The 5,632-nt window shown below is 53.4% G+C and carries 2 tRNA genes and 3 rRNA genes; all 5 read left to right on the top strand.

From position 1 onward, the window contains the following. The first annotated feature begins 220 nt into the window (after nucleotides 1–220). A 16S ribosomal RNA gene (locus P0D80_RS48470) occupies nucleotides 221–1,751 on the top strand. 68 nt (nucleotides 1,752–1,819) lie between these two features. After that, a tRNA-Ile gene (locus tag P0D80_RS48465) sits at nucleotides 1,820–1,896 on the top strand. Nucleotides 1,897–1,970: 74 nt separating this feature from the next. After that, nucleotides 1,971–2,046 (top strand) — tRNA-Ala (locus P0D80_RS48460). Between the two features lie 336 nt (nucleotides 2,047–2,382). Next, a 23S ribosomal RNA gene (locus tag P0D80_RS48455) occupies nucleotides 2,383–5,263 on the top strand. Nucleotides 5,264–5,464: 201 nt separating this feature from the next. Continuing rightward, nucleotides 5,465–5,578 (top strand): 5S ribosomal RNA (gene rrf, locus P0D80_RS48450). The 16S, 23S and 5S rRNA genes sit together here with 2 tRNA genes alongside, the layout of an rRNA operon. Nucleotides 5,579–5,632: the final 54 nt, after the last annotated feature.

Raw genomic sequence — 5,632 nt, 5'->3', positions numbered from 1 at the left:
GCCGGTCCGGTAGTGAATGCGTAACCGATCTTTAAAAATTAACAGCCGATAAGTGTGGGCGCTTGATGCGCGACGCGAGGTGGATCCTTCGGGGTCTGCCGACCAAGCGAAAGTATCAAGTCTCACACAGTATTAGAGGAAGGTTTGAGCAATCAAATCATCGTCAGTACGTTGAGTGAGCGACCGGTCCGTAACTGGACCGAAAACAGTAACAGGTATTGAACTGAAGAGTTTGATCCTGGCTCAGATTGAACGCTGGCGGCATGCCTTACACATGCAAGTCGAACGGCAGCACGGGAGCAATCCTGGTGGCGAGTGGCGAACGGGTGAGTAATACATCGGAACGTGTCCTGTAGTGGGGGATAGCCCGGCGAAAGCCGGATTAATACCGCATACGATCTGTGGATGAAAGCGGGGGATCTTCGGACCTCGCGCTACAGGGGCGGCCGATGGCAGATTAGCTAGTTGGTGGGGTAAAGGCCTACCAAGGCGACGATCTGTAGCTGGTCTGAGAGGACGACCAGCCACACTGGGACTGAGACACGGCCCAGACTCCTACGGGAGGCAGCAGTGGGGAATTTTGGACAATGGGCGAAAGCCTGATCCAGCAATGCCGCGTGTGTGAAGAAGGCCTTCGGGTTGTAAAGCACTTTTGTCCGGAAAGAAAACCTCGTGGTTAATACCCGTGGGGGATGACGGTACCGGAAGAATAAGCACCGGCTAACTACGTGCCAGCAGCCGCGGTAATACGTAGGGTGCAAGCGTTAATCGGAATTACTGGGCGTAAAGCGTGCGCAGGCGGTTCGCTAAGACAGATGTGAAATCCCCGGGCTTAACCTGGGAACTGCATTTGTGACTGGCGGGCTAGAGTATGGCAGAGGGGGGTAGAATTCCACGTGTAGCAGTGAAATGCGTAGAGATGTGGAGGAATACCGATGGCGAAGGCAGCCCCCTGGGCCAATACTGACGCTCATGCACGAAAGCGTGGGGAGCAAACAGGATTAGATACCCTGGTAGTCCACGCCCTAAACGATGTCAACTAGTTGTTGGGGATTCATTTCCTTAGTAACGTAGCTAACGCGTGAAGTTGACCGCCTGGGGAGTACGGTCGCAAGATTAAAACTCAAAGGAATTGACGGGGACCCGCACAAGCGGTGGATGATGTGGATTAATTCGATGCAACGCGAAAAACCTTACCTACCCTTGACATGTATGGAACCTGGCTGAGAGGCTGGGGTGCCCGAAAGGGAGCCATAACACAGGTGCTGCATGGCTGTCGTCAGCTCGTGTCGTGAGATGTTGGGTTAAGTCCCGCAACGAGCGCAACCCTTGTCCCTAGTTGCTACGCAAGAGCACTCTAGGGAGACTGCCGGTGACAAACCGGAGGAAGGTGGGGATGACGTCAAGTCCTCATGGCCCTTATGGGTAGGGCTTCACACGTCATACAATGGTCGGAACAGAGGGTCGCCAACCCGCGAGGGGGAGCCAATCCCAGAAAACCGATCGTAGTCCGGATCGCACTCTGCAACTCGAGTGCGTGAAGCTGGAATCGCTAGTAATCGCGGATCAGCATGCCGCGGTGAATACGTTCCCGGGTCTTGTACACACCGCCCGTCACACCATGGGAGTGGGTTTTACCAGAAGTGGCTAGTCTAACCGCAAGGAGGACGGTCACCACGGTAGGATTCATGACTGGGGTGAAGTCGTAACAAGGTAGCCGTATCGGAAGGTGCGGCTGGATCACCTCCTTTCTCGAGCTAACGTGTCAATCGCGTTGAGCGCTCACGCTTATCGGCTGTGAAATCTAGGACAGACTCAGGGGTCTGTAGCTCAGTCGGTTAGAGCACCGTCTTGATAAGGCGGGGGTCGATGGTTCGAATCCATCCAGACCCACCAAAGTCTTGTCTGGTGTGCTGATCGATGATCCCGGGGTATGCAGTGCGGATAGAGATTTTTATCTGTGTATGACTGGGGGATTAGCTCAGCTGGGAGAGCACCTGCTTTGCAAGCAGGGGGTCGTCGGTTCGATCCCGTCATCCTCCACCAATCCTCAATGCCGGTTTTACTGCGGCGGACCTTGAAAGAGGTTTGCGGTGTAGTGAAACAGGCATTGGCGATTGAGCCAGTCAGAGTGATATGAAGCAGAGCTTTATATCGGCTGTCGTTCTTTAACAATCAGGAAGAAGTAGTAAAGAGATTCACGAAAGCATACTTAGAGATGGGTGTGTGAGTAGGTGAATCAGGGTTGTGATTGTATCAATGTATTTTAAAGGTGATCGAAAGATTGCCTTGGAATACGGCGCAACACGAATACTCAACCTGTAGCGAGAGTGGCGAGCGCATGATTCCCCGTGGATCATGCAGGAGACACACCCGTTATAGGGTCAAGCGAACAAGTGCATGTGGTGGATGCCTTGGCGATCACAGGCGATGAAGGACGCGGTAGCCTGCGAAAAGCGGTGGGGAGCTGGCAAACGAGCTTTGATCCACCGATATCCGAATGGGGAAACCCGGCCCGTATGGGTCATCCATGACTGAATACATAGGTCATGTGAAGCGAACGCGGTGAACTGAAACATCTAAGTAACCGCAGGAAAAGAAATCAACCGAGATTCCCAGAGTAGTGGCGAGCGAAATGGGACCAGCCTGTACTCTTTATCTTCATTGTTAGTCGAACGCTCTGGAAAGTGCGGCCATAGCAGGTGATAGCCCTGTAGACGAAAACAGCGAGGAAGAACTGGGTGTACGACAAGTAGGGCGGGACACGTGAAATCCTGTCTGAAGATGGGGGGACCATCCTCCAAGGCTAAATACTCGTGATCGACCGATAGTGAACCAGTACCGTGAGGGAAAGGCGAAAAGAACCCCGGGAGGGGAGTGAAATAGATCCTGAAACCGCATGCATACAAACAGTCGGAGCCTTCGCAAGGGGGTGACGGCGTACCTTTTGTATAATGGGTCAGCGACTTACATTCAGTGGCAAGCTTAACCGATTAGGGCAGGCGTAGCGAAAGCGAGTCCGAACAGGGCGTTCAGTCGCTGGGTGTAGACCCGAAACCAGGTGATCTATCCATGGCCAGGATGAAGGTGCGGTAACACGTACTGGAGGTCCGAACCCACTAACGTTGAAAAGTTAGGGGATGAGCTGTGGATAGGGGTGAAAGGCTAAACAAACCTGGAAATAGCTGGTTCTCTCCGAAAACTATTTAGGTAGTGCCTCGTGTATCACCTTCGGGGGTAGAGCACTGTCATGGTTGTGGGGTCCATTGCGGATTACTACGCCATAGCAAACTCCGAATACCGAAGAGTGCAATCACGGGAGACAGACATCGGGTGCTAACGTCCGGTGTCAAGAGGGAAACAACCCAGACCGCCAGCTAAGGTCCCCAAATATTGCTAAGTGGGAAACGAAGTGGGAAGGCTAAAACAGTCAGGAGGTTGGCTTAGAAGCAGCCATCCTTTAAAGAAAGCGTAATAGCTCACTGATCGAGTCGTCCTGCGCGGAAGATGTAACGGGGCTAAGCAATATACCGAAGCTGCGGATGCACATTTATGTGCATGGTAGGAGAGCGTTCCGTAAGCCTGCGAAGGTGCATTGAAAAGTGCGCTGGAGGTATCGGAAGTGCGAATGCTGACATGAGTAGCGATAAAGGGGGTGAAAGGCCCCCTCGCCGTAAGCCCAAGGTTTCCTACGCAACGTTCATCGGCGTAGGGTGAGTCGGCCCCTAAGGCGAGGCAGAAATGCGTAGCTGATGGGAAGCAGGTTAATATTCCTGCACCATTGTTAAATGCGATGGGGGGACGGATCGCGGAAGGTTGTCCGGGTGTTGGAAGTCCCGGTCGCTGCGTTGGAGAAGGCACTCAGGCAAATCCGGGTGCGCAATTCAAGGGCGTGGCGCCATTCACTTCGGTGAAGAAGCAACTGGAAGTGGTTCCAAGAAAAGCCTCTAAGCTTCAGTTTAACAAGACCGTACCGCAAACCGACACAGGTGGGCGAGATGAGTATTCTAAGGCGCTTGAGAGAACTCGGGAGAAGGAACTCGGCAAATTGGTACCGTAACTTCGGGATAAGGTACGCCCCTGTAGCTTGACTGGCCTGCGCCAGAAGGGTGAAGGGGTTGCAATAAACTGGTGGCTGCGACTGTTTAATAAAAACACAGCACTCTGCAAACACGAAAGTGGACGTATAGGGTGTGACGCCTGCCCGGTGCCGGAAGATTAAATGATGGGGTGCAAGCTCTTGATTGAAGTCCCGGTAAACGGCGGCCGTAACTATAACGGTCCTAAGGTAGCGAAATTCCTTGTCGGGTAAGTTCCGACCTGCACGAATGGCGTAACGATGGCCACACTGTCTCCTCCCGAGACTCAGCGAAGTTGAAGTGTTTGTGATGATGCAATCTCCCCGCGGCTAGACGGAAAGACCCCATGAACCTTTACTGTAGCTTTGCATTGGACTTTGAACCGATCTGTGTAGGATAGGTGGGAGGCTTTGAAGCGTGGACGCCAGTCTGCGTGGAGCCGACCTTGAAATACCACCCTGGTTTGTTTGAGGTTCTAACCTTGGTCCGTTATCCGGACTGGGGACAGTGCATGGTAGGCAGTTTGACTGGGGCGGTCTCCTCCCAAAGTGTAACGGAGGAGTACGAAGGTACGCTAGGTACGGTCGGAAATCGTGCTGATAGTGCAATGGCATAAGCGTGCTTAACTGCGAGACCGACAAGTCGAGCAGGTGCGAAAGCAGGTCATAGTGATCCGGTGGTTCTGTATGGAAGGGCCATCGCTCAACGGATAAAAGGTACTCTGGGGATAACAGGCTGATACCGCCCAAGAGTTCATATCGACGGCGGTGTTTGGCACCTCGATGTCGGCTCATCTCATCCTGGGGCTGTAGCCGGTCCCAAGGGTATGGCTGTTCGCCATTTAAAGAGGTACGTGAGCTGGGTTTAAAACGTCGTGAGACAGTTTGGTCCCTATCTGCCGTGGGCGCTGGATATTTGAAGGGGGCTGCTCCTAGTACGAGAGGACCGGAGTGGACGAACCTCTGGTGTACCGGTTGTCACGCCAGTGGCATCGCCGGGTAGCTATGTTCGGAAGAGATAACCGCTGAAAGCATCTAAGCGGGAAACTCGCCTTAAGATGAGATATCCCCGGGGCTTCGAGCCCCTTGAAGGGTCGTTCAAGACCAGGACGTTGATAGGTCAGGTGTGGAAGCGCAGTAATGCGTTAAGCTAACTGATACTAATTGCCCGTAAGGCTTGATCCTATAACCGGTGTGTTTTGCGATGATCGTTAGTGCTTCAGCACTTACGGGCATCCCACCCCCGAAGGGGGGAGCACGCAGGTTGAGATCGATGTTGTGCCAGAAACAGCACAGCCCAACGCTTTACCCCTGGTGAGCATCACCAGAAACTACTTCTTCCAGATTGGCTGTACTGCCCCACGGGCAGTGCGGCAACCAGTCATGCCTGATGACCATAGCGAGTCGGTCCCACCCCTTCCCATCCCGAACAGGACCGTGAAACGACTCCACGCCGATGATAGTGCGGATTACCCGTGTGAAAGTAGGTAATCGTCAGGCTCCCCCGCAGCAAACAGAAACCCCACCCCAAAAAGGTGGGGTTTCTGCGTTTAC

Origin of the sequence: Paraburkholderia sp. RL17-373-BIF-A (assembly GCF_046030175.1) — a bacterium.
Taxonomy (GTDB): Bacteria; Pseudomonadota; Gammaproteobacteria; order Burkholderiales; family Burkholderiaceae; genus Paraburkholderia.
The sequence above is the reverse complement of the archived record's forward strand: the minus strand, read 5'-3'. Positions and strand labels throughout refer to the sequence as shown.